Here is a 25,514-nt window from a genome sequence, read left to right on the forward strand (position 1 = left end):
TCGGCAGGATCGCGGCGACACCGCCGCCCGCATCAGTGCCGTGGGTCATGTCCCACGAAAAAGCCCCGCATGGGCGGGGCTCGGTGTCCGGCATCGGGCGAAAAACGACGCGTTACGTCATTCGCCCAGCGTCAGCAGCGACGCGTTGCCGCCGGCCGCGGTCGTGTTGACGGTGACGGTCTTCTCGGTGGCGAAGCGCGGCAGGTAGTGCGGTCCACCCGCCTTCGGGCCCGTGCCCGACAGGCCCTGGCCGCCGAACGGCTGAACCCCCACCACGGCGCCGATCTGGTTGCGGTTGACGTACACGTTGCCGACCTTCACGCGCGCCGCGATGCGGTCGACGGTTTCGTCGATGCGCGAGTGCACGCCCAGGGTCAGGCCGTAGCCTGTTGCGTTGATCTGGTCGATCACCGCATCCAGCTGGTCGGCCTTCCACCGGACCACGTGCAAGGCGGGTCCGAAGATTTCCTTGTGCAACTGGTCCAGCGACGTCAGCTCCCACGCGCGCGGCGCGAAGAACGTGCCGTGTGCAGTGTCCTCGCCTGCGTTCGCCTGCTTGATCAGGCGCGCTTCCTTCGCCATGCGCGCGGCGTGGTCGTCGAGGATCTTCAGCGCGTCGGCATCGATCACCGGGCCGACGTCGGTCGACAGCAGGCCCGGATCGCCGATCTTCAGTTCATCCATCGCGCCGGCGAGCATGGTCATCACCTTGTCGGCGATGTCGTCCTGCACGAACAGCACGCGCGCGGCCGAGCAGCGCTGGCCGGCGGAGGTGAAGGCCGAGCCCATCGCATCCTTCACCAGCTGCTCCGGCAGCGCGGACGAGTCGGCGATGAAGGCGTTCTGGCCGCCGGTCTCGGCGATCAGCGTGGCGATCGGGCCGGCATCGCGGCTGGCCAGCGCGCGGTTGATCGCGCGCGCGGTCTCGGTGGAACCGGTGAAGGCGACGCCGGCCACGCGCGGATCCTTGGTCAGCGCAGCGCCGACGGTGGCGCCGTCGCCGGGCAGGAACTGCAGCACCGACTCGGGAATGCCGGCCTCGTGCAGCAGCTTCACCGCCGCGTGGCCGATCAGGTTGGTCTGCTCCGCCGGCTTGGCGATCACGCTGTTGCCAGCGGCGAGCGCGGCGCTGACCTGCCCCAGGAAGATCGCCAGCGGGAAATTCCACGGGCTGATGCAGACGAACACGCCGCGGCCCTGCAGCTGCAGCTGGTTGGATTCTCCGGTCGGGCCGGGCAGGTGTTCCGGCGCGCCGAACTGCGTGCGCGCCTGCGCGGCGTAATAGCGCAGGAAATCGACCGCCTCGCGCACCTCGGCGACGCTGTCGGGGATGGTCTTGCCGGCTTCCTTCACGCACAGCGCGATGTAGTCGGGCAGGCGCTGTTCCAGCAGATTGGCGGCGTGTTCGAGGATGGCGGCGCGACTCGCGGCCGGCGTGCGATCCCAGGCGGGCTGCGCGGCGACGGCATTGGCCAATGCCTTCTCGACGGCGGCGCTGTCGGCGGGCTGCCATTCGCCGACCGTCTGGCGGCGGTCGGCCGGATTGGTCACCGGCAGCGCGTTGCCGGACACGACGGCGCCCGGCACCAGCGGCGCCGCGCGCCACGGCTTGACCGCCGCGTTGATGCGCTCGGCGAGCGCGCGCAGGTCGTTGTCGTTGGCGAGGTTGGCGCCCATGGAGTTGTTCCTGTCAGAAGAGGCGATGGGAGCCGGTTGGCTCCGGAAAAGATCGACCGGCAGCGGGATGCGCGGATGCGGGATGGAATCGAATTCGGACACCGTCTGCACCGGGTCGCGCACGAGGTCCTCGATGGCGACGTTCTCGTCGGTGATGCGGTTGACGAAGCTGCTGTTGGCGCCGTTCTCGAGCAGGCGCCGCACGAGGTACGGCAGCAGGTCCTCGTGCGAGCCGACCGGCGCGTAGACGCGGCACGGCGTGTCGAGCCGGTGCTTCGGCACCACTTCCGCGTACAGGTCGTCGCCCATGCCGTGCAGCTTCTGGTGTTCGTACGGGCGACCGTGGGCGATGAAGCGGATCGCGGCGATGGTCTGCGCGTTGTGGGTGGCGAACATCGGGTACAGCGCGTCGCCGTGGTCGAGCATGCGGCGCGCGTTGGCGAGGTACGAGACGTCGGTGTTCGGCTTGCGGGTGAACACCGGGTAGCCCGGATGGCCATCGATCTGCGCGCGCTTGATCTCGGCATCCCAGTACGCGCCCTTCACCAGGCGCACCGGCATGCGGCGACCGACGCGGCGGGCGAGGTCGGCCAAGAAGTCGATCACGTACGGCGTGCGCTTCTGGTAAGCCTGCACGGCCAGGCCATAGCCCTCCCAGCCGGCCAGCGAGTCGTCGGAGAACGTCGCCTCAATCAGGTCCAGCGACAGCTCCAGGCGGTCGGCTTCTTCGGCATCGATGGTGAAGCCGATGCCATACGACTTGGCCAGCTGCGCCAGTTCGAGGATCGCCGGCGCGAGCTCGCGCATCACCCGGGCGCGCTTGGCGTGTTCGTAACGCGGGTGCAGCGCGGACAGCTTGATCGAGATGCTCGGCGCCGCCAGCACGTCCGCGAACGGGCCGGTGCGGCCGATCGCGTGGATCGCCTGGCGATAGGCCTCCAGGTAGCGAGCCGCATCCTTCGTGGTCAGCGCGCCCTCGCCCAGCATGTCGAACGAATAGCGGTAGTCGGCGTTGTCGCCCTTGCGGCTGCGGGCCAGCGCCTCGTCGATGGTGCGGCCCATGACAAACTGGTGCCCCATGATCCGCATGGCCTGGCGTACCGCCAGCCGGATGACCGGCTCGCCCACGCGGCCGACCAGGCGCTTGAAGGCGCCCGGCACGTCGGCGCGGGTCAGGTCGTTCAGGTTGACCAGCTTGCCGGTCAGCATCAGGCCCCAGGTCGAGGCGTTCACCAGCACCGAGTCGCTCTGGCCGAGGTGCTTCTCCCAGTCGGCGTCGCCCAGCTTGTCGCGGATCAGCTTGTCCGCGGTCTCCTGGTCCGGAATGCGCAGCAGCGCCTCGGCCACGCACATCAACAGCACGCCTTCCTCGCTGCCCAGGTCGTACTGGCGCATGAAGGCCTCGATCGCGCCCTGGTCCTGGGCGCGCGCGCGGACCCGTTTCACCAGGTCCACGGCCAGCTTCTGCGCCTGGACCTGTTCGTCGGCCGGCAGGCGGGCCTGTCCGAGCAGTTCGCGGACGTGCTCGGTCTCGTCGCGCAGCCAGGCGGCCGTGATGGCGGCACGCAGCGCGGCCGGGGGTGCGGGGAGCTCGGGAGAGACGACGGCGCCGACCGGTGGAGCGGCGGATGGGGGGACAGGCGAAGGGGTCGACATGACGGCGGGGCAGTCCAAAGGCAGTCCATTAGTTTAGGACGGCGCGGCCGGGCCGGATATGCCCGCGGCGACCGCGCGCACGGGCCGCAGCAGGGCGGTCGTCCGGGCGGTGACGCCGGTCATGGAATCGCCGCGCGAAGGCGCCGCGCCGTGTTTGCGGAGGATTCGCGCGCCTTGTGCAGGATCAATGAAACTTGCCGCAAAGTGTGCCGGGAGCTACCATTCAGCGGTTTTCCGCAGCCCGGATCGTGTGGCGGACGACATGATCGAAAGGGTGCCGTCATCGTGGGACGGGCGTGGTGCGCAGCTCCGGTTGCGGCCGCCCCGCGCGTTGACGCGCCGCCAGTTCATCCTGTTGTTCGTGGCGCTGTCGGGCGCGATGTGGATCGTCGCCATGCTGGGCTGGTGGGGAGGCAATGCCTTCGCGCCGGCCTTTGCATTGCTCCATTCGGCCATCGTGGCCACGGCGCTGAGGGCGCTGTGGCGCAGCGGCGACCGGGGCGAGGAGATCCGCATCGGTCCCGAGGCGGTGGAGGTGGTCACCTCCGACGCCGGGGTGGTGTTCCGGGCGCACCCGTACTGGGTACGGCTGGGGATCGAGCGGGAAGGCGAAAGGATTTCGCTGGCATCCAGTGGCAGGCGGGTCCGGGTAGGCGACTTCCTGGGGCCGGCCGAACGCCGGGAGCTGGCGGACACGTTGCAGGATTTACTGGCGGCCGCGAGCGGCCGCAACCGATGACGCATTGGGGTCTAGGCAATGACGCAAGTGAATGGGATGTGGAAGCGGTTGGTGACGGCCTGCACGCTGCTGGCGATGCCGGCGCTGGCCTGGGCGCAGTCGGCCGACCCGCACCGGTGGCAGCTGAACATGGGCAAGGGCGTCACCGCGTCCTCGCAGCATGCCTATGACGCGCACATGATCGCGCTGTGGGTCTGCATCGTGATCGGCGTCATCGTGTTCGGCGCGATGGGCTACGCGATGTTCAAGTTCCGCCATTCCAAGGGCGCGGTGCCGGCGCAGTTCAGCCACAACACCACGGCCGAGATCATCTGGACCGTCATCCCGGTGCTGATCCTGGTGGTCATGGCCTGGCCGGCCACCGCCAAGCTGATCGCCATGTACGACACCCGCGATGCCGAGATGACCGTCAAGGTCACCGGCTACCAGTGGATGTGGAAGTACGACTACCTGGGCGAGGACGTCTCCTTCACCAGCCGGCTGGACCGCGAGTCCGACCGCATCCGCCAGAGTGGCGAGAAGCCGGACCTGGCGAAGAACCCGCACTACCTGCTGGACGTCGACAACCAGCTGGTCCTGCCGACCAATACCAAGATCCGTTTCGTCATCACCGCCGACGACGTGATCCACGCCTGGTGGGTACCGGCGCTGGGCTGGAAGCAGGATGCGATCCCGGGCATCGTCAACGAGGCCTGGACCGACATCAAGGAGCCCGGCATCTACCGCGGCCAGTGCGCCGAGCTGTGCGGCAAGGACCACGGCTTCATGCCGATCGTCGTGAAGGCTGTGCCGAAGGCCGAGTTCGAGCAGTGGCTGGCGTCGAAGAAGCCCGCTCCGGCCGCCGAACCTGCTCCGGCCGCGCCGGTGGAACCGGCCGCTCCGGCCGACGCCACGACGGCCCCGGCCGCTGAAGCCGCCCCCACCGCCGAGACGCCCGCGCCGACCGCGCAGGGCTGATCGACCGTCCGCACCAGCTGCAAGAGAGTACGAACATGGCCAACACCGCTGTCGATCATCACGACGATCACCACGGTCACCAGCAGAGCTTCATCGAGCGGTGGTTCTTCTCCACGAACCACAAGGACATCGGTACGCTCTACCTGATCTTCAGCTTCATCATGTTCATCATCGGCGCGGGCATGTCGGTGATCATCCGTGCCGAGCTGATGGTGCCGGGCCTGCAGTTCGTCAGCCCCGAGTTCTTCAACCAGATGACCACGGTGCATGCGCTGGTCATGATCTTCGGTGGCGTGATGCCGGCGTTCGTCGGCCTGGCCAACTGGATGATCCCGCTGCAGGTCGGCGCGCCGGACATGGCGCTGCCACGCATGAACAACTGGTCCTTCTGGATCATGCCGTTCGCGTTCACCCTGCTCCTGATGTCGCTGTTCCTGCCGGGCGGCGCGCCAGCCGGTGGCTGGACGCTGTATCCGCCGCTGTCGCTGCAGGGCGGCTACAACGTCGCCTTCACCATCTTCGCGATCCACATGATGGGCGTCAGCTCGATCATGGGCGCCATCAACATCATCGCCACCGTGCTGAACATGCGCGCGCCGGGCATCGACCTGCTGAAGATGCCGATCTTCTGCTGGACCTGGCTGATCACCGCGTTCCTGCTGATCGCGGTGATGCCGGTGCTGGCGGGCGCGGTGACCATGCTGCTGACCGACAAGTTCTTCGGCACCAGCTTCTTCAACGCGGCCGGTGGCGGCGACCCGGTGATGTACCAGCACATCTTCTGGTTCTTCGGTCACCCCGAGGTCTACATCATGATCCTGCCGGCGTTCGGCGTGGTGTCGGAAATCATCCCGACCTTCAGCCGCAAGCCGCTGTTCGGCTACCAGGCCATGGTGTACGCGACCGCCTCGATCGCCTTCCTGTCGTTCATCGTGTGGGCGCACCACATGTTCACGGTGGGCATGCCGCTGGGCGGCGAGATCTACTTCATGTTCGCCACCATGCTGATCGCCATCCCGACCGGCGTGAAGGTGTTCAACTGGGTCAGCACGATGTGGCGCGGCTCGCTGTCCTTCGAGACGCCGATGCTGTGGGCCGTGGGCTTCGTCATCCTGTTCACCATCGGCGGTTTCTCCGGCCTGATGCTGGCGATCGTGCCGGCGGACTTCCAGTACCACGACACCTACTTCGTGGTGGCGCACTTCCACTACGTGCTGGTGACCGGCGCGCTGTTCTCCATCATCGCCGCCACCTACTACTGGTGGCCGAAGTGGACCGGCCGCATGTACAGCGAGTTCTGGGGCAAGGTCCATTTCTGGTGGACGATCGTGTTCGTCAACCTGCTGTTCTTCCCGCAGCACTTCCTGGGCCTGGCCGGCATGCCGCGCCGCATCCCGGACTACAACCCGGTGTTCGCGGACTGGAACCTGATCAGCTCGATCGGTGCGTTCGGCATGTTCGTCACGCCCTTCATGATGGCCGCCATCCTGTGGTCCTCGCTGCGCAGCGGCAAGAAGGCCGAGGCGCGCGCCTGGGAGAACGCGAAGGGGCTGGAGTGGACCGTGCCGTCGCCGGCGCCGCACCACACCTTCACCACGCCGCCGGTCATCCGGGACGGCGACCTGGCGCACGGCGACGTGACGCACTGAACGCCTGACCGCGACCGCATGAACGTCCCCGCCTTCACCCCCGAAGAACTCGCGCGCCGCCGCAGGGCAGTGCTGCGGACCGCGTGGGTGATCGGCGGCATCGCCTTCGCCATCTTCGTGGCCTTCATCGGCCGCGCGGTGCTGGCCGCATGACGGCGGCGAAGTCCAACTCGGCCGGCCTGTTCAAGCTGGTCGGCGTGGCGATGGCGGTGTTCGTGCTGACGTTCTCGCTGGTGCCGCTGTATCGCATCGCCTGCGAGAAGGTGTTCGGCATACGCCTGGAGCAGGGCCCGGGCCAGGCCGCCGCGGCGGCCGCCGCCAAGGCGAAGCGCACGGTCACCGTGCAGTTCGACGGCGGCGTGAACTCCAAGCTGCCGTGGGCCTTCAAGCCGGAACAGCTGACCATGCAGGTGGTGCCCGGCGAGCTCTACGAAGCGAAGTATTTCGCTCGCAACGACAGCGACAAGGCCGTCGTCGGCAGCGCCGTGCCGTCGGTCGCGCCGGCGCGCGCGTCGGGCTACTTCACCAAGACCGAGTGCTTCTGCTTCACCGCCCAGACGCTGCAGCCCGGCGAAAGCCGCGACATGCCGGTCCGCTTCATCGTGGACCAGGACCTGCCGGCGGAAGTGAAGACGATCACCCTGTCGTACACCTTCTTCAAGAACGACGCCCTGACCGCGCAGATCGGCACGGGCAATGCGTCGACTTCGCCGCTCGCGGCCCCCTGACTTCGCCTTAGCAACCGGAAGCATCGCCATGGCAAACGCCCCATCGCCAGACGCCAACATCTACTTCGTGCCGCACAGCTCCAAGTGGCCGTTCGTGGGTTCCATCGCCATGTTCGTCACCATGGTCGGCGTGGCCAGCTGGCTCAACGACCTGTCGTTCGGCATGTGGACGTTCTACGCCGGCGTGGTCGGCCTGTGCGCCACGCTGTTCATGTGGTTCGGCGACGTGATCCGCGAGTCGGTCAGCGGCCACTACAACCGCCAGGTGGACGTGTCGTTCCGCATGGGCATGGTGTGGTTCATCTTCTCGGAAGTGATGTTCTTCGCGGCCTTCTTCGGCGCGCTGTTCTATGCCCGCACGCTCGCGTTGCCGTGGCTGGGTGGCGAAGGCGACGGCGTGATGACCAACAGCCTGCTGTGGGAAGGCTTCTCGGCCGCGTGGCCGAGCGCCGGCCCGGGCCAGGTGGGCGGCCAGTTCCAGACCATCCCGGCGTGGGGCCTGCCGCTGCTCAACACGCTGATCCTGCTGACCTCCGGCGTCACCATCACCATCGCGCACCATGCGCTGAAGGCCGGCAACCGCAGCCAGCTGCTGATCTGGCTGGGCGCCACGGTGCTGCTGGGCTGCGTGTTCCTGTTCTTCCAGGCCGAGGAATACGTCCACGCGTACAAGGAACTGAACCTGACGCTGGGCTCGGGCATCTACGGCTCCACGTTCTTCATGCTGACCGGCTTCCACGGCCTGCATGTGACGCTGGGTACCATCATGCTGGCCATCATCTGGTTCCGTTGCGCCAAGGGCCACTTCACCAAGGACGACCACTTCGGCTTCGAAGCCGTGGCTTGGTACTGGCACTTCGTGGACGTGGTGTGGCTGGGCCTGTTCCTGTTCGTCTACGTGCTGTAAGCGCGGGCGACGCCGCAACGAAGAAGGGCCGGCAATGCCGGCCCTTTTCTTTTGCCCGGTTGGCGCGGGGTGCCGCGCGCGGGACAATGCGTGCTCAGCCGGGATTGATGCCGTGCGGCTGGATCCAGCCCATCTTGATGGCCAGCACGACCAGCAGGATCAGGCCGACGGAGAGGGCGATGCGGCGCGTCAGCGCGTTGACGGTGCGCTTGCTCTCGCCCTTGTCGACCAGCATGTAGTACAGGCCAGCGCCCAGGTTCCAGACGATGAGGATGAGGAAGGCGATGATCAGCAGGGTTTTCAGCGAATCGTTCATGGCGTCCTTGACGGGACTTCGGCAGTGAGGCGCGCATTATCGCTCTCCCCGGGTGAGCCCGCGGTGGGTGCGACACTCGGACGCAGTCCGTGAGCCGCCACATGCCGCTGCCGGTCGGCTGGACCCTGGCAGTGCTGGCCATGTCGCTGTTCGGCAGTCTGGGCGCCTGGCAGTGGGGGCGGGCAGAGCAGAAGGAGGCGATGCTGGCCGAGACCGCCCGCGTGCTGGCGGAGCGGCAGCCGCAGCCGCTGGCGTCGGCCGCGGACAAGGCGCGGTCGCAGGCCTACGACTGGGCGGCCGGCGAGGGCGAATTCCTGCCTGCGCCGGCCATCCTGCTCGACAACCAGACCCGCGACCGCCAGCCCGGCGTGCGCGCGTATCGTGTCTTCCAGCCGGCCGATGCGGGAGCGCCGCTGCTGGTGGAACTGGGCTGGCTGCCGGTGCCGGGCAACCGCGAGATGCCGGCCGTGGCGCCGCTGTCGGGTACCCAGCGCATTACCGGACTGCTGGTACCGCCGCCATCGGAAGGCATCGCCCACGCGCTGCCCAGCGCGCAGCCGGATGGCAGCCTGCTGGTGATCGCGCTGCAGCGGCAGGAGATCGGCCAGGCGCTGGGCCTGCCTTCATTGGCGCCACGTGTGCTGAAGCTGGATCCGGACCTGCCGCTGGGCTATGCGCGCGACCTGGACATCCTGCCCAACACGCTGCCCCCGGAGCGCCACATCGGCTATGCCGTGCAGTGGTTCGGACTGGCGGGCGCCGTGCTGGTGACGGCACTGGTGCTGACCTGGCGCAGCCGGCGTGGTGCACGGAAGGGGCAATGATCCCGCGGGCGTGAGAAAATGCGTCCATGGACCCAAAACCATTCGATCCCGCCCAGCGGCGTCGCGGGCGGTGGATGCTCGTCGGCCTGTTCGCGTTGTTCTTCGGCACCGTGTTCGGCGCCGGCATCCTGCGTTTCTCCGGCTGGCAACCCGCCTCGCACAAGAACCACGGGGTGATGCTGCAGCCGCCGGCGGACGCGCGCGATCTTTCGCTGACGCTGGCCGACGGTGGCCGCTATGACTGGACGCCCGCCGAGCGTCGCTGGCGCATCGTAGCCGCCCCGGCGCCGGACTGCGCGCAGGCCTGCACCCGTCTCGCCCGCGACCTGGACAAGGTCTGGCAACTGTTCGGCCACAACGCCGACGAAGTGGACATCCTCTGGATCGGCGACTATCCCGCCGACGCCCCCCGCCATGCGGCCCTGCGCGAGGTGCGCGCCAATGATCCCCTGCGCGCGCGCCTGCCGCAGGTCGACGACGCGGCGGGTACGCCGGTCTACGTGATCGATCCCCATGGCTTCGTCATCCTGCGCTATGCCCCCGGCTTCGATCCGGGCGGCCTGCGCACGGATGTGTCCAAGCTGATCAAGCTCATCTGAGCCGCTCACAGAACCGCCGATGATGACTACCCCCGCCCGCTCCGTCCTCTCCCGTCCTGCTGTCTACAAGCACTTCCATCGCATCGCCTGGCTCGCGGTCGCACTGACGCTGTGCGTCGTCGTGTTCGGCGCCTTCGTGCGCCTGTCCGATGCCGGGCTGAGCTGCCCCGACTGGCCGACCTGCTACGGCCGTGCCGCGTGGCCGAAAGCGGTCGATGAAGCGGCCTCCCACGTCGCCAGCGAGATCCGGCCGTTCGAAACCCACAAGGCGTGGCGCGAACAGGTGCATCGCCACCTCGCCGCGTCGCTGGGCGTGCTGGTGCTGGTGCTGGCGCTGCTCGCCGCGCGCCGCCGGCGCTGGGGCATCGCGCAGATCCTGATCGCCGCCGGGCTGGTCGGCGCGGCGATCCCGCTGTACATGCACGGCGAGCACGTGGAAGCGTCCGTACTTGCGGTCATCGGCGAAGCGATCCTGCTGTTCGCGGCATTGCGTTGGACGAACATCGACCTGGCGCGCGCCGGTGCACTGACGCTGGCGGTGATCATCTTCCAGGCGCTGCTTGGCATGTGGACGGTCACCTGGCTGCTGAAACCCATCGTAGTGATGGGGCACCTGCTCGGCGGCCTGACCACGTTCTCGCTGCTCGTCTGGATGGCGTGGCGGGCCACCGGCCGGCCGATCACGCTGGCCGATGCGACCGTGCTGCGCCGCTGGCTGATCGGCGGGCTGGCATTGCTCGGCATCCAGATTGCGCTGGGCGGCTGGGTCAGCGCGAATTACGCGGCCCTGGCCTGCGGCCTGGATTTTCCGAAATGCGTGGGCCAGTGGGTGCCACCGGCGGATTTCCGCGAAGGCTTCGTGCTGTGGCGTGGCATCGGCGTGGACTACGAAGGGGGCGTGCTCGATGGTGCGGCCCGCATCGCGATCCAGCTCGCCCATCGCGCGATGGCGGTGGTGGTGGCGCTGTACGTGCTGGCGCTGGCGCTTCGCCTGTTCCGCACCCCCGGCATGCGCAGCTGGTCGCTGACGCTGGGGGTGCTGATCGCCGCGCAGGTCACGCTGGGCATCCTCAACGTGAAGCTCAACCTGCCGCTGCCGGTGGCCGTTGCGCACAACGCCGGTGCCGTGCTGCTGCTGTTCACCCTGGTCTCGCTGACCGCGCGCCTGCGCAGGCCGGACTGATGGCATCGACGTTCCGCCAGTACTGGGACCTGACCAAGCCGCGCGTGGTGGCGCTGATCGTGTTCACCGCGATCGTCGGCATGTTTCTCGCCATCGACGGCCTGCCCGACGGCGCGGAGCTGCTGCGTGGCGCGCTGGGCTTCCTCGGTATCTGGCTGGCCGCCTCCAGCGCCGCCGCGATCAACCAGCTGCTCGACGCGCGCATCGACGCGAAGATGGCGCGCACCTCGTGGCGCCCGCTGGTGCAGGGCCAGGTGAAGCCGTGGCAAGCGCTGGTGTTCGCGCTGGTCCTGGCGGCGTTGTCGATGACCCTCCTGGTGCTGTGGGTGAACACCATCACGGCGATCCTGACGTTCGCGTCGCTGATCGGCTATGCCGTGGTCTACACGGTGTTCCTGAAGCGCGCCACGCCGCAGAACATCGTCATCGGCGGCATCGCCGGTGCTGCGCCTCCGCTGCTCGGCTGGGCCACCATGACCGGCATGCAGGGCGAGTGGGACTGGCCGCACGCGCTGCTGCTGGTGCTGATCATCTTCGTCTGGACGCCGCCGCATTTCTGGGCGCTGGCGATCTTCCGCCGCGAGGACTACGCCCGCGCACTGGTGCCGATGCTGCCGGTGACGCATGGCGTGACGTACACGCGCTGGCAGATCCTGTTCTACACGGTACTGCTGGTCGAAGTGACGGTGCTGCCGGTGGTGTTCGGCATGAGCGGCTTCTTCTACCTGGGGGGCGCGCTGGTGCTGGGCGCGGTGTTCCTCTGGTACGCGTGGCGATTGCTGGATCCGCCGGACGACTTCTTTCCGATGCGTGTCTTCAACTACTCCATCGTCTACCTGATGGCGCTGTTCGCGTTCCTGCTGGTCGATCATTGGGCGATGCCGATGCTGCGGCCCGCGGCGGCGGCGTCCGGCATCGAGTTCGTGCCGGCGGGATAAAGTTGAGCTGTTGTGGGAGCGACGTCAGTCGCGAAATTAGCGCCATGAATGCGTCATCGCGACTGACGTCGCTCCCACGGGAAGCATGCTCAACGTGATGCGTCAGGGTTTGCCCAACTGCTCCACCACCACCGGCTCCAGCGACGTCAATCCCGCCTTGCGACCGAGCTCCAGCGCTTCCTCGCGTGGCACACCCCGCGTCGCCGCATCCAGTGCCAGCAGCGCGCCAACGCGGTTGCCCGAGGCGCAATGCAGCAGCACGTCTCCATCCTGTGCCCTCAGCAGTTCGCCCAGCGCTTTCGCGTTCGCCGGGGTGACGTCGTCCTTGCCGGCGATCGGCAAAGCGATGTAGTTCAGGCCCAGCCGCTGCGCTCCAGCGGCCTCGTCGTAGCCGCGATCTTCCTGCGCGCCGCGCAGGTCGATCACCGTGCGCACGCCCTGCGATTTCAGGCGGACGAGATCGTCCTGCGATGGCTGGCCACCCGTGTGTAGGCCGGGCTGCGGCTGGGTGAAGTCGCGGGCATGGGCGGCGAGCGACAAGCAGCCCGCCAGGAGGAGGAACAGCAAAGAAGCGAAGCGGATCATCGTGGGCTCCTCAGTGGCGGCCGATACGGGCCTGCAGCAGCGTGCGCAGTTCGTACTTGTCGGTTTCGTCCAGGCCCTGGCTGCGCTGCTTGGCCTGCAGTTCCTCGAGTCGTTGCTGCAGCATCTGTTTTTCCAGTTGCACGGCGGCGTCGAGGAGTTCCTGGCGCCAGCTGTCCTCGTCGCCGGGCAGGTCCTGCATCGCGAGCTTCTGCAGGGCGGCGGCCTCGTCGCGTTCCGCGAAGTGCTCCAGCAGCACACCGGTGGTGATGTCGGGGCGTGCATGCACCAGGTCGATCAGTTCCAGCAACAGGTCCATGCCCGCCAGGCGCAATGCGGAAAAACCGTGCGTCGACTCGATGGACAAGGCCAGCGCGGGCTTGTGCAGCAGGCGCACGATGATGCTGCGGACGAGGCTCGGTTTGGTGTGCCCCGCCTGCGTGGGTACCGCGCGACGTGACGTTGGCGGAGGTGCGGCGACCGGCGTGCCTGCGCTGCCGGGACCGACACCGACACCGGTGATCTCGGTCAGGCGCTGGCGCATCAGGTCGCCGAACGCGCCGTCGGGAATCTGCGCCAGCAACGGGCGCGCGCGCTCGGCCAGGCGTGCCTTGCCGTCGAGCGTGGACAGTTTGATGTCCTTGGCCAGTTCGTCGAAGAAGAACTGCGACAGCGGCGTCGCCTGCTGCAGGCGCGCATCGAAACCGGCCGCGCCTTCCTGCCGCACGATGGTGTCGGGGTCCTCGCCATCGGGCAGGAACAGGAAGAACGCCTGGCGCCCGTCCTTCATGCGCGGCAGTACCGATTCCAGCGCGCGCCACGCGGCACGCTGGCCCGCGGCATCGCCGTCGAAACAGAAGTACACGTCGGGCGCATTGCGGAACAGCAGCTCGGCATGTTCCGGCGTGGTCGCGGTGCCCAGGGTGGCGACGGCTTCCTTCACCCCGAACTGGAACAGCGAGACCACGTCCATGTAGCCCTCGACCACCACAAGGCGCGCGATCTTCTGGTTGGCCTGCTTCACCTGCCACAGGCCGTATAGCTCGCGGCCCTTGTGGAACAGCGCGGTCTCGGGTGAGTTGAGGTACTTGGGGCCGTCGTCCTTCTGCAGCACGCGACCGCCAAAGGCGATCACGCGCCCGCGCCGGTCGTGGATCGGGAACATCACCCGGTCGCGGAACTTGTCGTAGACGTGGCCGCGGTCGTTCTTCGAGAACAGGCCGGCGCGATCGAGCAGCTTCATCCGGCGCTCGTCGGTGCCCAGCGCGTCCTTCAGCGCCGAATAGCCGTCCGGCGCATAGCCGATCATGAACTGCGTGCGGATCGCCGCATCCACGCCGCGGCCGTCGAGATAGGACCTCGCCTTGTCGCTGCCCTCCAGATTGCGCTGGAAGAAGCGCGCGGCCGCTTCCAGCGCATTGAACAGGTCGCGGGTGTCGTTGTTCTCGTTGCGCTGCTGGGTCTCGCGAGGCACTTCCATGCCGTTGCGGCGCGCCAGCTCCTCCACCGCGTCGAGGAACTCGAGGCGGTCGTAGTTCATCAGGAACGACAGCGCCGTTCCGTGCGCGCCGCAGCCGAAGCAGTGGTAGAACTGCTTCGTCGGCGAGACCGTGAACGACGGCGAGCGCTCATCGTGGAATGGGCAGCAGGCCGAATATTCCTTGCCCTGGCGCTTCAGCGGGACGCGCGCGCCCACCACCTCGACGATATCCGTCCGGGCGAGCAGTTCGTCGATGAAGGCGTCGGGGATGCGGGCCATGCGGGGCATAGGATGCCACGCCGGGCCGGCGAGCCGCCGCGCTACCATGCGCCCATGCCGCTCGAGACGATTCCAGACGACGCCCTGCTGGCGCGATTGCGCGAGGTTGTCGGCCGCAGGCACGTGCTGACGGGTGCCCGCGCGACACGCCGCTACCGCAAGGGCTACCGGTTCGGCGACGGCCCCGTGCTGGCGGTGGCGTGCCCGGGCACGCTGCTGGAGCTGTGGCGGGTACTGCAGGCGACCGTGGATGCGGGACGCATCGTGCTGATGCAGGCGGCGAACACCGGCCTGACCGGCGGTTCGACGCCCGATGGCGAAGGTTACGACCGGAGCATCGTGCTGATCAGCACGCGGCGCCTCACCGGCGTGCAACTGCTGGAGGGAGGACGCCAGGTCGTCTGCCTGCCGGGCGCTACGCTGGATGTGCTGGAGAAGACGCTGGCGCCGCTCGGGCGGGAGCCGCATTCGGTGATCGGCTCCTCGTGCATCGGTGCCTCCGTGCTCGGTGGCGTCTGCAACAACTCCGGTGGCGCACTGGTGCGGCGCGGACCTGCGTACACCGAGCTGGCGCTGTACGCGCAGCGGGGCGACGACGGAGTGCTGCGGCTGGTGAACCATCTCGGCATCGCGCTGGGCGAGACACCGGAAGAGATCCTGTCGCGGCTGCAGGCCGGGGACTACGGCGCCGATGCCATCGTCCACGATCCGGCGCAGGCCGCATCGGACCCCTGCTATGCCGACCACGTCCGCGAGGTCGACGCACCCACGCCCGCCCGCTACAACGCGGACCCTTCGCGCCTGCACGAGGCCTCGGGCTGTGCGGGGCGGCTGGCGGTGTTTGCGGTGCGGCTGGATACGTTCGAACGGGACGATGCGTCGGTGTTCTACATCGGCAGCAACGACCCGGACGACCTCACCGAGGTGCGCCGTCATCTGCTGACCGCCTTCGAGCGCCTGCCGATCGCCGGCGAATACCTGCACCGCGACGCCTTCGACATCGGCGACCGCTATGGCAAGGACACCTTCCTGCTGATCGACCGGTTCGGGACCGACAAAGTACCCGCAGCGTTCGCACTGAAGAGCCGCGTGGACGGAGTGTGCGAACGGTTCGGCATGCACGGGCTGGCGGATCGCGCGCTGCAATGGTTCACCGCGAAGCTGCCTGACCACCTGCCACCGCGGCTGCGCGCGTACCGCGACCGCTACGAGCACCACCTGCTGCTGAAGGTGTCGACGCGGGATGCAGAAGCGACACGCGCGTTCCTGCACGGGTTCTTCGGTGGCCGCGAGGGGGATTTCCTCGCCTGCGATGCGGAGGAGGGCCGCAAGGCGTTCCTGCTGCGCTTCGCGGTGGCGGGCGCGGCGGTGCGCTATCGCGCGGTGCATGCGGCCGAGGTCGAGGACATCGTCGCACTGGACATCGCCCTGCGCCGCGACGACCGCGCCTGGGTGGAGACACTGCCCGCGGCGCTGGCCACGACGATGGTCGCGCGGCTCTACTACGGGCACTTCTTCTGCCACGTGTTCCACCAGGACTACATCGTGCGGAAGGGCGTCGATCCGCTGGCGGTGGAACACCGCCTGTGGGACCTGCTCGATGCGCGCGGCGCCGAGTACCCCGCCGAACACAACGTCGGCCACCTGTACCGTGCCAAGCCGGCGCTGGCCGACTTCTACCGCATGCTGGATCCCACGAATACCTTCAATCCCGGCATCGGCCAGACCAGCAGGCAGGCGGACTGGAAGGAGTGAGTGGAGAGGAGTGAAAAGGGAGCGAACGCCGCCTTGCACTCACTTCTCACTCCTTTCCGCTGGCTTCTGCACGCTTCCGCTCATCGATCACCGCCGTGATCAACGCGCCGACGAAGAACACCACGCTGGCGTAGTAGATCCACACCAGCAACAGCACGAGCGCTCCCATCGAACCGTAGGCGCTGCCCGGCGCCGCTTCGGCAAGGTACAGCCCGATCAGGTAGCGGCCGGCGGCGAACAACAGCGCGGTGATGGCGCCACCGAGGAAGGCCTGCCGCCATGCCACGCGCCGGTCCGGCAGGTAGTGATAGAAGAATGCGAACGCGAGCGTGTACAGAAGCAGCGTGGTCGTATAGCCCAGTGCAGGCAGCAGCGACGGAAGTCGCGCGAACACCACCTGCAGCGCCGTCGTGGCGACCATCGAGACGACCAGCAGGAAGCCGATGGCCAGCACCACGCCGAGCGAGAAAACGCGTTTCTTGAGCCAGGCTAGCGCGCCGTTGAGCCGTTGCGCATTGGTGTGGAAGATCAGGTTGAGCGCGCCCTGCAACTGCGCGAACACCACGGTGGCGCCGATGAAGAGCAGGGCCGTACTCCACCATCCCGCCAGCGAACCGACATCCGGCCGGTCGCTGGCGTTGCGTATCACCGTTTCGGCCACGGTACCGGCGCTGGGGCCAGCGAGCTGCTGGATCTGGTCGAGCAGCGATTGCTGCGCCGGTGGATACAGCGAAGCGGTCAGCCAAAGCAGCAGGATAAGCAGCGGCGCCAGCGACAGCAGCGCGTAGAACGAAAGCGACGCGGCCTGCGTCATCAGGTCGGCTTCGATGAAGCGCCGCACCAGCGCGGCGGGCAGACTGCGGTTGGCACGTTCACCGACGGTGCGTGCTCGTGCGCGCAGCGTGCGGAAGGAGGCTGGATGTTCCATGTGCCGAGCGTGGCGCGCGGCGTGTCAGCAGTTCGTTACGGCGGCGTGGCCCTGATGTTCACGCGTCGCGGCGTGCGAGTGCCGACAAGGCATCGCCGGTCACCCGCTGCACGGTCCATTCGTCCAGGCCCACCGCGCCGAGGCTGCGATACAGGCGGATGGCGGGCTCGTTCCAGTCCAGCACCGACCATTCGAAACGCCCGCAACCACGCGCCACCGCCAGCTGCGCCAGATGCACCATCAACCGCCTGCCCAGGCCCATCCCGCGGTAGGGCGGCAGCACGAACAGATCCTCGAGGTACAACCCGGGCCGGCCCAGGAAGGTCGAGAACGAGTGGAAGAAGAGGGCGAAGCCCGCAGGCATGCCATCGACCTCGGCGATCACGACTTCCGCGGCAGGGCGTTCGCCGAACAGGTGCGCTTCCAGCAGGGCCGGCGTGGCGACGGCTTCGTGGGCGAGCTTTTCGTACTCGGCGAGGCCGTGGATGAAGTCCAGGATCTGCGGGATGTCCGCCCGGGTCGCGGGTCGCAGGTTGATCTCAGGACTGCTCATGCCGCGATTGTACGGCGTGGTGCGTAGAGCGGAACTTGCTCCGCTGCTTTCGACCGGCCATGACGTCGTCGGTGACGTGCGGAGCCGAGTCGAGCCGAGCAAGCTCGGCTCTACGAGAACGCCACGATCTGGTGCATAGCGTGCGTCACGCGCGCGAACGCGAACTGCATTCAGCCCGCGAGCTTCTTCTTGATCAGGGCAGACACCTGGCCCATGTCGGCCTGGCCGGCGAGGCGCGGCTTCAGCACGCCCATCAGCTTGCCCATGTCGGCCGGGCCGGTGGCGCCCGTCTCGGCGACGGCGGCATCAATGGCGGCCAGGATCTCGGCTTCACCCAGCTTGGCCGGCAGGTAGGTATCGATCACGGCCAGCTCGGCGCGCTCGATCGCGGCCAGGTCCTCGCGGTTGGCGGCCTCGAACTGGCTGACCGAGTCCTTGCGCTGCTTGACCATCTTTTCCAGCACGGCCAGCACGGCGGCGTCGTCCAGCTCGATCCGCTCGTCCACTTCGCGCTGCTTGATGGCGGCGTTGATCAGGCGGATGACCGCCAGGCGGTCCTTCTCGCCGGCCTTCATGGCGGCCTTCATGTCATCGGTGAGCTGCTGTTTCAGGGACATGGTGTGCTCCGGGGGAACGGGGGAGGGGCGTGGCACGCTGTCGTGAGACGCCAAAAACACAAAAAGCCGGCGACGCTCGCGCGTGCCGGCTTCTTGCGAAGCGACGCGGCTCAGTACAGGCGCTGGCGCTTGGTGACGTCGCGCGAGCTGCGACGCAGCTGACGCTTCACCGCAGCAGCGGCCTTGCGCTTGCGCTCCTGGGTCGGCTTCTCGTAGAACTCGCGCTTGCGGGTTTCAGCCAGGACGCCGGCCTTCTCGCAGGTGCGCTTGAAGCGACGCAGCGCAAACTCAAACGGCTCGTTTTCGCGGACTTTGACGCTGGGCATACGTAATCTCGGTGGTGTAAACGGTCCGGGCACGCCCGGTGAGCCGCGTATTATAGCGGCTGACTCCGGCGCTGCAACCCACCCGGCGTGTCGCCGGCTTGTCCCCGCCCTCCAGCAACCCCAGATCCCCCTCATGAAAGTCCTCGGCATCGAAACCAGCTGCGATGAAACCGGCGTGGCCGTCTACGACACCGGCCTGTCCGGCGCGGCCGGGCTGCGCGCGCATGCGGTCTACAGCCAGATCGCCCTGCACGCCGAATACGGCGGCGTGGTGCCGGAACTGGCCAGTCGCGACCACGTGCGCAAGCTGCTGCCGTTGATCCGCCAGACCTTGGCCGAGGCCGGCCTGGCCACCGGCGATCTGGACGGCGTGGCCTACACGGCCGGCCCGGGGCTGGTCGGCGCCCTGCTGGTCGGGGCCGGCGTGGCCCGTTCCCTGGCGTGGGCGCTGGACGTGCCCGCCGTGGCCGTCCACCACATGGAGGGCCACTTGCTGGCGCCGCTGATGGAAGACGACCCGCCCGATGCGCCCTTCGTGGCCCTGCTGGTGTCCGGCGGTCACACCCAGCTGGTGGCGGTGGACGCCATCGGCCGCTACCGCCTGCTGGGCGAAACCCTCGACGACGCGGCCGGCGAGGCCTTCGACAAGACCGCCAAGATGATGGGCCTGCCGTACCCGGGCGGTCCGCAACTGGCCGCCCTTGCGGAAAAGGGCACGCCGGGCCGCTTCAGGTTCGCGCGTCCGATGACCGACCGGCCGGGGCTGGACTTCAGCTTCTCCGGCCTGAAGACGCAGGTGCTGCTGGCCTGGCGCGACAGCGACCAGGCGGAACAGACCCGGGCCGACATCGCGCGCGGGTTCGAGGATGCCGTGGTCGACACGCTGGCCATCAAGTGCGAACGCGCACTGGACGAAGCCGGCAGCGACGTCATCGTCATCGCCGGCGGTGTCGGCGCCAACAAGCGGCTGCGCGCCAGGCTGCAGGAGATGGCGGCCAAGCGCGGCGGCCGTGCCTGCTTCCCCCGCCCGTCGCTGTGCACCGACAACGGCGCGATGATCGCCTTCGCCGGCGCGTTGCGACTGGAAGCAGGCCAGCAAGAGACGGCAGAGGTGAAGGTCACGCCACGCTGGGACATGGCGACGCTGCCGCAGGTGGTGGCGGTCGCGGCGCCCTGAGCAGCCGGGTTCCGTTCAGGTTCAAGGCGGTCCGGGTAGGGTGACCGTTCCGCCAACCGACGCACCCTCCTGCGCAATGCAGTCCCCGGGGTGCGCATGAACCGCCTCAAGGGGTAACGGAATGATCGAACACCTGGACGCCCTGCGCGCGCACCTCGCGCCGTATCCCGGGGCCTACGCCCTCATCGCCGCCGGCGCACTCGTCTCGCTGGCCTGACTGGCGAACTGGCTGACCAAGCGCGTGCTGCTGCGCGGCCTGCGCCGACTGCTTGCCACGCTGCCGGTGGGACAGGGCGACCAGCAGGTACGCCTGCGCGTCATCCCGAGGCTGGCCAACGTCGTCCCCGCCGTCGTGCTCGCGGCCGGCGTCGCCTTCGTTCCCGACCTGCCGCCCTTGCTGGTGGCGGTGGTCCGCAACGTGTGCTTCGCCTTCATCATCCTCACGGTCGCGCTGGCCGTCGCGGCGGCGCTCGACCTGGCCAACGAGGTCTACCAGCGTCGACCCGATGCCGCCGACAAACCGATCAAGGGCTATCTGCAGCTGCTCAAGATCATCGTGTTCATGGTCGCCGCCGTCCTGATGGTGGCCGCGCTGATCGACCGGTCGCCGGTGATCCTGCTGTCGGGCCTGGGCGCGATGATGGCGGTGCTGATCCTGGTGTTCCAGGACACCCTGCTGTCGCTGGTGGCCAGCGTCACCATCAGCTCCAACGACATGGTGCGGGTGGGCGACTGGATCGAAATGCCGAGCCAGAACGCGGACGGCGACGTCATCGACATCGCCCTGCACACGGTGAAGGTGCAGAACTGGGACAAGACCATCTCGACCATCCCGACCAAGAAGCTGATCGGCGAGTCGTTCAAGAACTGGCGGGGCATGAGCGAGTCCGGCGGCCGGCGCATCAAGCGTGCGCTGCACCTGGACCAGAACAGCGTGCGGTTCCTCGAGGATGCCGAACAGGCGCGCCTGCGCCGCTTCCGCCTGCTGGAGGACTACCTGCGGCACAAGGACGGCGAACTGCGGGCATGGAACACCTCGCTGGCCGCGCGGGGCAGCGAGACCGTCAACCACCGGCGGATCACCAACGTCGGCACGTTCCGCGCGTACGTCGAAGCCTATCTGCGCGCGCACGATGGCATCCACGATGGAATGACGCTGCTCGTCCGCCAGCTGCCGCCGGGCCCGACCGGACTGCCGCTGGAGATCTACTGCTTCACCCGGACAGTGGCGTGGGGCGCATACGAAGGCATCCAATCGGACATCTTCGACCACCTGCTGGCGATCCTCCCGGAGTTCGGGCTGCAGGTCTTCCAGCAGCCGGGCGGTGCCGACCTGCGGCGGCTTGATGGCATGCCGCGTGCCGCCATGGGAGTCGCGGGCTGAGCGGACGCGACGATTGCGCGTACCATTCCCGCACCCGGATCCAGAGCCCCCCATGGACATCGTTTTCATCGAAGACCTGCGCATCGAGACCGTCATCGGCATCTACGACTGGGAGCGCGGCATCCGCCAGACCGTCGCGCTGGACGTGGAGATGGCATTCGACAACCGCGTTCCCGCCGCGAGCGACGACATCGTGCACACGCTGGACTACAAGGCGGTGTCGAAGCGCTTGATCGCCTTCGTCGAAGGGGCGAACTTCGGCTTGGTCGAGACGCTCGCCGAACGATGCGCGGCGATCATCCGCGAGGAATTCGGGGTGGCATGGGTACGGCTGAAGCTGAGCAAGCCCGGCGCGGTCACCGGCGCGCGCAACGTCGGCGTGCTGATCGAGCGCGGCGTGCGGCCGGACTGAACCATGGGAAAGGCCTATCTCAGCCTCGGTAGCAACGTGGAACCCGAGCGCCACCTGCGGGTGGCGGTGGATGCGCTTCGCGAGCGCTTCGGCGAGGTGGTGCTGTCGCCCGTCTACCGCACGCGCGCGGTCGGCTTCGACGGTACCGACTTCCTCAATGCGGCGGCCATCATCGACAGCGACCTGGATCCGCTGGCGCTGAACGACTGGCTGCACGCGCTGGAAGACGCGCATGGTCGCGACCGCAGCGGTCCGCGCTTCTCCGACCGCACGCTCGACATCGACATCGTGCTCTACGACGACCGGGTGATGCAGGGGCCGGGCAACCTGCGCCTGCCGCGCGATGAGCTGAAGCATGCCTTCGTGCTGCTGCCCCTGGTCGACATCGCACCCGACGTGGTCGAACCGCGCAGCGGCCATACGCTGGCGGCGCTGTGGCGCGGGCATCCCGACCACGACACGCCTCCGCAGGCGGTCCCGTTCCCGTAGCGCGCGCATGGCGCACGCTACGCCACATGCGCGTCAGGCGATGTGCCGGCCGCCGTCGACGTGGATTACCTGGCCGGTGACGTAGCCGGCGGTGTCGCCGAGCAGCCACGCCACGGTACCGGCGATGTCGTCCGGATCTCCGACGCGCGCCAACGGGGTCTGCGCCAGCAGGCGCGACTGCACGTCGGGATCGATCCCGCCATCGGGCCACAGGATGGCGCCGGGCGACACGGCATTCACCCGTACCTCCGGCGCCAGCGATACCGCCAGTCCGCGCGACACCGCCAGCAGCGCGTCCTTCGAGGCCGCGTAGACCGCCAGGTCCGCACGTGGCCTCTCGGCATAGACATCGGCGATGTTGACGATGGCGCCGCGTGCGGCGCGCAGGTGCGGAGCGGCCGCCTGCGCCAGGAAGAAGGGCGCGCGTGCGTTGACCGCGAACAGTTCCTCCCACTGCGCGGGGGTGGTGGCGCCGGCGGGGGTGGGATAGAAGGCGGAGGCATTGTTGACCAGCGCGTCGAGGCGGCCGAAGTGCCCGACGGTCTTGGCCACCAGTTCCGGCAGCCGGTCGAAGACTGCCAGGTCGGCCTGCAGCATCAGCGTGCTGCCCGCGCGTGCCGCTTCCAGGTCGCCGACCAGCGTGCGCATGTCGGAAGACGACCCGCGATAGTGCAGCGCCAGGTCATGGCCCTCGGCGTGGAGGCGACGTGCGATCGCCGCGCCGATGCGGCGTGCGGCACCGGTGATCAGGACGACGCGACGCGCTGTGGACATGGCAGGCTCCGGAAGCAAGGCCCGCATTGTCCCCTGAGTTGCACCGGAATGGCGCATGGCACCGCCAGCAATGTGAGGAGAACGCGGCATCGCCCGGATGCTTGACGGCGTGCGCATCGACCATGCATGTTGCGATGCATTACTCCTCGCCGGATGTGCCGTCGGGGACAGCAGGAAGGCGAATGGACTGGGCGAAGTACCGCACCACGACCTTTGACGAACTGATCCAGGCCGATGGACGGCCGCGACCGGCCGCGCGTCGCCTGGTGGAATACCTGGCCGGCCTGTCCGGCCGCGAGCTCGCCGAACGCCAGCTCGCCGCCGACGTGGTGGCGCGCGTCCAGGGCATCACCTTCACCGTGTATTCCGACGGCCGCAACGTCGACCGCACGCTGCCGTTCGACCTGATCCCGCGCATCATCCCGCTCAGCGAATGGCAGCGGACCGAGGCCGGCCTGAAGCAGCGCATGCGCGCGCTGAACCTGTTCATCGGCGACATCTACGGCAAGCAGCAGATCGTCAAGGACAAGGTGTTCCCGGCGATGCTGCTGAAGGATTCGGTGAACTTCCGCGAGCAGTGCGTCGGCATCACCCCGCCGCTGGGCGTGTGGGCGCACATCTGCGGCTCGGACCTGGTGCGCGACGGCGACGGCACGCTGTACGCGCTGGAGGACAACCTGCGCATTCCGTCCGGCGTGAGCTACATGCTGGAGAACCGCATGGTGGCCAAGCGCGTGTTCCCGGAACTGTTCGAGACCAGCTCGATCCTGCCGGTGGACGAGTACCCCAGCCAGCTCTACGACACGCTCGCGGCGCTGTCGCCGCGCCCGGGCGATACCCCGGTGATCGCGTTGCTGACGCCCGGCGTGTTCAACAGCGCCTACTTCGAGCACGCGTACCTTGCCCAGGCGATGGGCATCGAGCTGGTCGAAGGCAGCGACCTGTTCGTCGCCGACGACGACTGCACCTACATGCGGACCGTCTACGGGCCCAAGCGCGTGGACGTCATCTACCGGCGCGTGGACGACCTGTTCATCGATCCCGACGTGTTCCACCCCGACTCCGTGCTCGGCGTACCCGGGCTGATCCGCAGCTGGCGCGCGGGCAAGGTGGCGCTGGCGAACGCACCGGGTGCGGGCGTGGCCGACGACAAGGTCGTCTTCGCCTATGTGCCAAAGATGATCAAGTATTACCTGGACGAGGATCCCATCCTGCCCAACGTGCCCAGCTACCTCTGCCACAACGCGAAGGAGCGGAAGTACGTGCTGGAGAACATCGAGAAGCTCGTGGTGAAGCCGGCCAACGAATCCGGCGGCTACGGCATGCTGATCGGCCCACGCTCGACCAAGCGCCAGCGGGAGAAATTCAAGGCGCTGATCGAGGCCAACCCGCGCAACTACATGGCCCAGCCCACGCTGGCGCTGTCCACCGCGCCGATCGTCACCAAGCAGGGTCCATCGCCTCGCCACATCGACCTGCGTCCGTTCGTGCTCTCGCGCCAGGACACCTATGTCACCACGGGTGGCCTCACCCGCGTGGCGATGGTGAAGGGGTCGCTGGTGGTGAACTCCTCGCAGGGCGGCGGCGCCAAGGACACCTGGGTCGTCGACCTGTCCGACCATGGCGAGGAGGCCGCCTGATGCTGTCGCGCGTCGCGGACGATCTCTACTGGTTCAGCCGCTATGTGCGGCGCGCGGAAAACACCGCGAGGCTGGTCGGCGTAGGCAGCCAGCTGCAGCTCGACATGCCGCGCTCGGTGCGGTTCGCGTGGCGGCCGATGATCGACACGGTCGGCGCGGGCGAGCGCTTCGAGCAGTGCTTTCCCGAGACCGGCGACGCCGCGGGCGATGTCGACGTGATCCGCTTCCTGTTGCTGGACGAGCGCAATCCGTCATCGCTGCGCGTGTCGGTCGACGCGGCGCGCGAGATCCTGCGCAGCATCCGCGACACGCTGCCGCAGGACGTGTGGGAGGCCATCAACGACCTGCACCTCTACATCGCCGCCTACGGGGAACGCAGCCTGAGCCGCCGCTACCGGCTCGATTTCCTGCAGCGCATCGTCGACGGCTGCCTGAAGGTGTCCGGCCTGCTCAGCGCGAATGTCAGCCGCGACATCGGCTACCAGTTCCTGCGGCTGGGCACGGCGCTGGAACAGGCCGACATGACCACGCGCATCATCGATGCCGGCGCATCCGGCCTGGTCACTCCGCGCAACGAAGACGACCGCGAAGCCTTCCAGAACATGCAGTGGATGAGCGTGCTGCGCTCCCTGGCCGGCTACCAGATGTTCCGTCGCCACGTGCGCCAGCGCGTCACCGCCGAACTGGCGCTGCGCTTCCTGCTGCAGAACAACGAATTCCCGCGCAGCGTCCAGTTCTGCCTGGCGCGCGTGCAGAGCGTGCTGCCCACCATGCCGCCACGTCCGGGCGTGGACCGCCACCTCAACCGCGTGCTGGGCATGACGCGCAACGCCGACCCCGCCGTGCTGGCGGAGCGGAACCCCGCTGCGTTCATGGACGAGATCCAGCGGCATCTCGGCGCGTTGCACGACGCCGTCGCCTCCGGCTACTTCCACGGCTGAGCGG

At 68.0% G+C, this 25,514-nt stretch carries 25 protein-coding genes and 1 pseudogene; 17 read left to right on the plus strand and 9 right to left on the minus strand.

Annotated features, from left to right (window positions below):
• Positions 1-117: 117 nt before the first annotated feature.
• Positions 118-3,333 carry a bifunctional proline dehydrogenase/L-glutamate gamma-semialdehyde dehydrogenase PutA gene (gene putA, locus CYU89_RS12115; protein WP_296281338.1) on the minus strand — a complete coding sequence of 1,072 codons (3,216 nt, stop codon included), beginning with the start codon at positions 3,331-3,333 and terminating at the stop codon, positions 118-120.
• Between the two features lie 262 nt (positions 3,334-3,595).
• Here putA and CYU89_RS12120 point away from each other — a divergent pair, with 262 nt between their 5' ends.
• The 6 genes from CYU89_RS12120 to CYU89_RS12145 are packed head-to-tail and all read left to right on the plus strand — an operon-like array spanning position 3,596 to position 8,313.
• Positions 3,596-4,072, plus strand: coding sequence for a DUF2244 domain-containing protein (locus tag CYU89_RS12120; protein WP_296281339.1), 477 nt, complete (start codon positions 3,596-3,598; stop codon positions 4,070-4,072).
• Between the two features lie 18 nt (positions 4,073-4,090).
• Positions 4,091-5,029, plus strand: coding sequence for a cytochrome c oxidase subunit II (coxB, locus tag CYU89_RS12125; RefSeq protein ID WP_296281340.1), 939 nt, complete (start codon positions 4,091-4,093; stop codon positions 5,027-5,029).
• A gap of 35 nt (positions 5,030-5,064) precedes the next feature.
• Positions 5,065-6,678 carry a cytochrome c oxidase subunit I gene (ctaD, locus tag CYU89_RS12130; RefSeq protein ID WP_296281341.1) on the plus strand — a complete coding sequence of 538 codons (1,614 nt, stop codon included), beginning with the start codon at positions 5,065-5,067 and terminating at the stop codon, positions 6,676-6,678.
• Positions 6,679-6,696: 18 nt separating this feature from the next.
• Positions 6,697-6,831, plus strand: coding sequence for a hypothetical protein (locus CYU89_RS12135; RefSeq protein ID WP_296281342.1), 135 nt, complete (start codon positions 6,697-6,699; stop codon positions 6,829-6,831).
• On the plus strand, positions 6,828-7,406 hold the full coding sequence (locus tag CYU89_RS12140) for a cytochrome c oxidase assembly protein (RefSeq protein WP_296281343.1): 579 nt from the start codon (positions 6,828-6,830) through the stop codon (positions 7,404-7,406). The genes CYU89_RS12135 and CYU89_RS12140 overlap by 4 nt, the downstream gene beginning before the upstream one ends.
• A gap of 28 nt (positions 7,407-7,434) precedes the next feature.
• Positions 7,435-8,313 (plus strand): cytochrome c oxidase subunit 3, encoded by an 879-nt coding sequence (locus CYU89_RS12145; protein WP_296281344.1) that lies wholly within the window; start codon positions 7,435-7,437, stop codon positions 8,311-8,313.
• Between the two features lie 94 nt (positions 8,314-8,407).
• Here the strand turns inward: CYU89_RS12145 and CYU89_RS12150 are convergent, their stop codons facing one another.
• A complete protein-coding gene (locus CYU89_RS12150) occupies positions 8,408-8,629 on the minus strand; it encodes a twin transmembrane helix small protein (protein WP_162335975.1) in 222 nt (73 codons plus the stop codon).
• A gap of 89 nt (positions 8,630-8,718) precedes the next feature.
• On the opposite strand from CYU89_RS12150, the gene CYU89_RS12155 reads away from it, so the two are divergent.
• Genes CYU89_RS12155 through CYU89_RS12170 form a run of 4 tightly spaced genes read left to right on the plus strand, consistent with a single transcriptional unit; the run spans position 8,719 to position 12,173 of the window.
• Positions 8,719-9,453 (plus strand): SURF1 family protein, encoded by a 735-nt coding sequence (locus CYU89_RS12155; protein ID WP_343125256.1) that lies wholly within the window; start codon positions 8,719-8,721, stop codon positions 9,451-9,453.
• Between the two features lie 26 nt (positions 9,454-9,479).
• Positions 9,480-10,052: a hypothetical protein gene (locus CYU89_RS12160; protein WP_296281345.1), complete on the plus strand. Its 573-nt coding sequence runs from the start codon at positions 9,480-9,482 to the stop codon at positions 10,050-10,052.
• Positions 10,053-10,074: 22 nt separating this feature from the next.
• Positions 10,075-11,235, plus strand: a complete 1,161-nt coding sequence (locus CYU89_RS12165) for a COX15/CtaA family protein (RefSeq protein ID WP_296281414.1) — start codon at positions 10,075-10,077, stop codon at positions 11,233-11,235.
• Complete coding sequence (locus CYU89_RS12170) at positions 11,235-12,173, plus strand: heme o synthase (RefSeq protein ID WP_296281346.1); 939 nt, start codon at positions 11,235-11,237, stop codon at positions 12,171-12,173. Before CYU89_RS12165 ends, CYU89_RS12170 begins: the two co-directional genes overlap by 1 nt.
• Before the next feature lie 102 nt (positions 12,174-12,275).
• Here CYU89_RS12170 and CYU89_RS12175 read toward each other — a convergent pair whose 3' ends face one another.
• Together CYU89_RS12175 and dnaG are read right to left on the minus strand one after the other, a co-directional pair.
• Positions 12,276-12,758, minus strand: a complete 483-nt coding sequence (locus tag CYU89_RS12175; protein ID WP_296281347.1) for a sulfur transferase domain-containing protein — start codon at positions 12,756-12,758, stop codon at positions 12,276-12,278.
• 10 nt (positions 12,759-12,768) lie between these two features.
• Positions 12,769-14,514 carry a DNA primase gene (gene dnaG / locus CYU89_RS12180; RefSeq protein ID WP_296281348.1) on the minus strand — a complete coding sequence of 582 codons (1,746 nt, stop codon included), beginning with the start codon at positions 14,512-14,514 and terminating at the stop codon, positions 12,769-12,771.
• Positions 14,515-14,568: 54 nt separating this feature from the next.
• On the opposite strand from dnaG, the gene dld reads away from it, so the two are divergent.
• The gene (gene dld / locus CYU89_RS12185; protein WP_296281349.1) at positions 14,569-16,269 is read left to right on the plus strand and encodes a D-lactate dehydrogenase; all 1,701 of its coding nucleotides are present in this window, start codon (positions 14,569-14,571) and stop codon (positions 16,267-16,269) included.
• A gap of 46 nt (positions 16,270-16,315) precedes the next feature.
• Here dld and CYU89_RS12190 read toward each other — a convergent pair whose 3' ends face one another.
• The 4 genes from CYU89_RS12190 to rpsU form a co-directional block, all read right to left on the minus strand.
• Positions 16,316-17,197: a YihY/virulence factor BrkB family protein gene (locus tag CYU89_RS12190; protein WP_296281350.1), complete on the minus strand. Its 882-nt coding sequence runs from the start codon at positions 17,195-17,197 to the stop codon at positions 16,316-16,318.
• A gap of 58 nt (positions 17,198-17,255) precedes the next feature.
• A complete protein-coding gene (locus CYU89_RS12195; RefSeq protein WP_296281351.1) occupies positions 17,256-17,750 on the minus strand; it encodes a GNAT family N-acetyltransferase in 495 nt (164 codons plus the stop codon).
• Between the two features lie 170 nt (positions 17,751-17,920).
• Complete coding sequence (locus CYU89_RS12200; RefSeq protein WP_192274276.1) at positions 17,921-18,367, minus strand: GatB/YqeY domain-containing protein; 447 nt, start codon at positions 18,365-18,367, stop codon at positions 17,921-17,923.
• A 110-nt stretch (positions 18,368-18,477) separates the two neighbouring features.
• Positions 18,478-18,693 carry a 30S ribosomal protein S21 gene (gene rpsU / locus CYU89_RS12205; RefSeq protein WP_002808376.1) on the minus strand — a complete coding sequence of 72 codons (216 nt, stop codon included), beginning with the start codon at positions 18,691-18,693 and terminating at the stop codon, positions 18,478-18,480.
• Positions 18,694-18,826: 133 nt separating this feature from the next.
• Between rpsU and tsaD the strand changes: the two genes are divergently transcribed.
• From tsaD to folK, 4 genes and pseudogenes are all read left to right on the plus strand, one after another.
• The gene (tsaD, locus tag CYU89_RS12210; RefSeq protein WP_296281352.1) at positions 18,827-19,870 is read left to right on the plus strand and encodes a tRNA (adenosine(37)-N6)-threonylcarbamoyltransferase complex transferase subunit TsaD; all 1,044 of its coding nucleotides are present in this window, start codon (positions 18,827-18,829) and stop codon (positions 19,868-19,870) included.
• Positions 19,871-19,991: 121 nt separating this feature from the next.
• A pseudogene (locus CYU89_RS12215) lies at positions 19,992-21,254 on the plus strand (mechanosensitive ion channel family protein).
• Between the two features lie 52 nt (positions 21,255-21,306).
• Positions 21,307-21,666, plus strand: coding sequence for a dihydroneopterin aldolase (folB, locus tag CYU89_RS12220; protein WP_296281353.1), 360 nt, complete (start codon positions 21,307-21,309; stop codon positions 21,664-21,666).
• Between the two features lie 3 nt (positions 21,667-21,669).
• Complete coding sequence (gene folK / locus CYU89_RS12225) at positions 21,670-22,155, plus strand: 2-amino-4-hydroxy-6-hydroxymethyldihydropteridine diphosphokinase (RefSeq protein ID WP_296281354.1); 486 nt, start codon at positions 21,670-21,672, stop codon at positions 22,153-22,155.
• A 33-nt stretch (positions 22,156-22,188) separates the two neighbouring features.
• On the opposite strand, the gene CYU89_RS12230 is transcribed toward folK, so the two are convergent.
• Entirely contained in the window at positions 22,189-22,929 is a 741-nt protein-coding gene (locus CYU89_RS12230) for a pteridine reductase (protein ID WP_296281355.1), read from the minus strand.
• Positions 22,930-23,111: 182 nt separating this feature from the next.
• On the opposite strand from CYU89_RS12230, the gene CYU89_RS12235 reads away from it, so the two are divergent.
• Together CYU89_RS12235 and CYU89_RS12240 are read left to right on the plus strand one after the other, a co-directional pair.
• Complete coding sequence (locus CYU89_RS12235) at positions 23,112-24,569, plus strand: circularly permuted type 2 ATP-grasp protein (RefSeq protein WP_296281356.1); 1,458 nt, start codon at positions 23,112-23,114, stop codon at positions 24,567-24,569.
• Positions 24,569-25,510: an alpha-E domain-containing protein gene (locus CYU89_RS12240; RefSeq protein WP_296281357.1), complete on the plus strand. Its 942-nt coding sequence runs from the start codon at positions 24,569-24,571 to the stop codon at positions 25,508-25,510. The genes CYU89_RS12235 and CYU89_RS12240 overlap by 1 nt, the downstream gene beginning before the upstream one ends.
• The last annotated feature ends 4 nt before the right edge of the window (positions 25,511-25,514 follow it).

The organism is Pseudoxanthomonas sp., assembly GCF_002863005.1.
In the GTDB taxonomy this organism is placed as follows: domain Bacteria; phylum Pseudomonadota; class Gammaproteobacteria; order Xanthomonadales; family Xanthomonadaceae; genus Pseudoxanthomonas_A.

Excerpts from the sequence above, each read along its gene's own strand:
- putA (WP_296281338.1), bottom strand. The coding sequence starts at position 3,333 with ATGTCGACCCCTTCGCCTGTCCCCCCATCCGCCGCTCCACCGGTCGGC.
- CYU89_RS12120 (WP_296281339.1), top strand. The coding sequence starts at position 3,596 with ATGATCGAAAGGGTGCCGTCATCGTGGGACGGGCGTGGTGCGCAGCTC.
- coxB (WP_296281340.1), top strand. The coding sequence starts at position 4,091 with ATGACGCAAGTGAATGGGATGTGGAAGCGGTTGGTGACGGCCTGCACG.
- ctaD (WP_296281341.1), top strand. The coding sequence starts at position 5,065 with ATGGCCAACACCGCTGTCGATCATCACGACGATCACCACGGTCACCAG.
- CYU89_RS12135 (WP_296281342.1), top strand. The coding sequence starts at position 6,697 with ATGAACGTCCCCGCCTTCACCCCCGAAGAACTCGCGCGCCGCCGCAGG.
- CYU89_RS12140 (WP_296281343.1), top strand. The coding sequence starts at position 6,828 with ATGACGGCGGCGAAGTCCAACTCGGCCGGCCTGTTCAAGCTGGTCGGC.
- CYU89_RS12145 (WP_296281344.1), top strand. The coding sequence starts at position 7,435 with ATGGCAAACGCCCCATCGCCAGACGCCAACATCTACTTCGTGCCGCAC.
- CYU89_RS12150 (WP_162335975.1), bottom strand. The coding sequence starts at position 8,629 with ATGAACGATTCGCTGAAAACCCTGCTGATCATCGCCTTCCTCATCCTC.
- CYU89_RS12160 (WP_296281345.1), top strand. The coding sequence starts at position 9,480 with ATGGACCCAAAACCATTCGATCCCGCCCAGCGGCGTCGCGGGCGGTGG.
- CYU89_RS12165 (WP_296281414.1), top strand. The coding sequence starts at position 10,075 with ATGACTACCCCCGCCCGCTCCGTCCTCTCCCGTCCTGCTGTCTACAAG.
- CYU89_RS12170 (WP_296281346.1), top strand. The coding sequence starts at position 11,235 with ATGGCATCGACGTTCCGCCAGTACTGGGACCTGACCAAGCCGCGCGTG.
- CYU89_RS12175 (WP_296281347.1), bottom strand. The coding sequence starts at position 12,758 with ATGATCCGCTTCGCTTCTTTGCTGTTCCTCCTCCTGGCGGGCTGCTTG.
- dnaG (WP_296281348.1), bottom strand. The coding sequence starts at position 14,514 with ATGGCCCGCATCCCCGACGCCTTCATCGACGAACTGCTCGCCCGGACG.
- dld (WP_296281349.1), top strand. The coding sequence starts at position 14,569 with ATGCCGCTCGAGACGATTCCAGACGACGCCCTGCTGGCGCGATTGCGC.
- CYU89_RS12190 (WP_296281350.1), bottom strand. The coding sequence starts at position 17,197 with ATGGAACATCCAGCCTCCTTCCGCACGCTGCGCGCACGAGCACGCACC.
- CYU89_RS12195 (WP_296281351.1), bottom strand. The coding sequence starts at position 17,750 with ATGAGCAGTCCTGAGATCAACCTGCGACCCGCGACCCGGGCGGACATC.
- CYU89_RS12200 (WP_192274276.1), bottom strand. The coding sequence starts at position 18,367 with ATGTCCCTGAAACAGCAGCTCACCGATGACATGAAGGCCGCCATGAAG.
- rpsU (WP_002808376.1), bottom strand. The coding sequence starts at position 18,693 with ATGCCCAGCGTCAAAGTCCGCGAAAACGAGCCGTTTGAGTTTGCGCTG.
- tsaD (WP_296281352.1), top strand. The coding sequence starts at position 18,827 with ATGAAAGTCCTCGGCATCGAAACCAGCTGCGATGAAACCGGCGTGGCC.
- folB (WP_296281353.1), top strand. The coding sequence starts at position 21,307 with ATGGACATCGTTTTCATCGAAGACCTGCGCATCGAGACCGTCATCGGC.
- folK (WP_296281354.1), top strand. The coding sequence starts at position 21,670 with ATGGGAAAGGCCTATCTCAGCCTCGGTAGCAACGTGGAACCCGAGCGC.
- CYU89_RS12230 (WP_296281355.1), bottom strand. The coding sequence starts at position 22,929 with ATGTCCACAGCGCGTCGCGTCGTCCTGATCACCGGTGCCGCACGCCGC.
- CYU89_RS12235 (WP_296281356.1), top strand. The coding sequence starts at position 23,112 with ATGGACTGGGCGAAGTACCGCACCACGACCTTTGACGAACTGATCCAG.
- CYU89_RS12240 (WP_296281357.1), top strand. The coding sequence starts at position 24,569 with ATGCTGTCGCGCGTCGCGGACGATCTCTACTGGTTCAGCCGCTATGTG.